Below are 1,465 nucleotides of genomic sequence, written 5' to 3' on the forward strand. Positions count from 1 at the left end.
GTCCGGAATGAAGATGGAAACATACCGGATTATCGCCTCCTCTGGCCAGGCGATATTTCAGGGCAAACAGCAGAACTATGTCATGCTGACTGGCCTCTCCATTAATTTCCATCTCCATTACCTTGATGCGCTGAAAAAAAATCTGATTGCAATCGCTGTTGTGATAAGCCTGCTGATTGTTCTGATCATTCGCATCGCTGTCCGTCAGGGGCATCTGCCCCTTCGTAATGTCAGCAATGCCATTAAAAGCATCACCTCCGAGAATCTTGATGCGCGGCTGGAACCGACACGGGTTCCCATTGAGCTGGAGCAACTGGTTATCTCGTTCAATCATATGATTGGAAAGATTGAGGATGTCTTTACCCGCCAGGCCAATTTCTCTGCCGATATCGCGCACGAGATCAGAACGCCCATCACCAATCTGGTGACACAGACTGAAATCGCGCTGAGTCAGGATCGAACCCAGAAGGAACTTGAGGATGTCCTCTACTCCAGCCTGGAAGAGTATAACCGGATGACCAAAATGGTCAGCGACATGCTGTTCCTGGCGCAGGCAGACAATAATCAGCTGATACCTGACAGGGTCATGTTTGACCTCAGAGCGGAAGTCATGAAAGTCTTCGAGTTTTTCGAAGCCTGGGCCGAAGAACGCAATATCACGCTCAAATTTGACGGGATGCCCTGCCTGGTTGAGGGAGATCCACAAATGTTCAGAAGGGCGATCAATAATCTGTTATCCAATGCCCTGCGTTATACCCCGGAGGGACAGGCAATCACCGTCTCAATAAGAGAGCAGGAGAGCTTTTTTGACCTTGTGATTGAAAATCCGGGGAAACCGATCCCTGAAGAACATTTATCAAGGCTGTTTGACCGTTTTTATCGGGTGGATCCATCCAGACAACGAAAAGGAGAAGGCAGCGGCATCGGCCTTGCGATTGTGAAGTCAATCGTGGAAGCACATCACGGAAGAGTGCAGGTGGAATCAGACGTACGCTCCACGCGTTTTATCTTATCCGTGCCCAGACTGGAGAAAATGATCCCGGAAACCCGGTAATGACTCCAACTTACTGATAGTGTTTTATGTTCAGATAATGCCCGATGACTTTGTCATGCAGCTCCACCGATTTTGAGAACGACAGCGACTTCCGTCCCAGCCGTGCCAGGTGCTGCCTCAGATTCAGGTTATGCCGCTCAATTCGCTGCGTATATCGCTTGCTGATAACGTGCAGTTCTCCCTTCAGGCGTGATTCATACAGCGGCCAGCCATCCGTCATCCATACCACGACCTCAAAGGCCGACAGCAGGCTCAGAAGACGCTCCAGCGTGGCCAACGTGCGTTCACCGAATACGTGCGCCACAACCGTCCTCCGTATCCTGTCATACGCGTAAAACAACCAGCGCTGGCGTGATTTAGCGCCGACGTAACCCCACTGTTCGTCCATTTCCGCGCAAACAATGACGTCAA

Annotated in this window: 1 protein-coding gene and 1 pseudogene; one reads left to right on the plus strand and one right to left on the minus strand. The window is 50.7% G+C overall.

Annotated elements, in window-relative coordinates:
* Positions 1-1,054 (plus strand): copper/silver sensor histidine kinase SilS (gene silS / locus IM317_RS22960; protein WP_193362535.1); only part of this gene is annotated, 1,054 nt, incomplete at its 5' end.
* Positions 1,055-1,064: 10 nt separating this feature from the next.
* Here the strand turns inward: silS and IM317_RS22965 are convergent.
* A pseudogene (locus IM317_RS22965) lies at positions 1,065-1,465 on the minus strand (IS1-like element IS1X2 family transposase); the annotation flags it as partial.

This window comes from Enterobacter cloacae complex sp. S3, from assembly GCF_014930495.1.
Taxonomy (GTDB): Bacteria; Pseudomonadota; Gammaproteobacteria; order Enterobacterales; family Enterobacteriaceae; genus Enterobacter; species Enterobacter asburiae_B.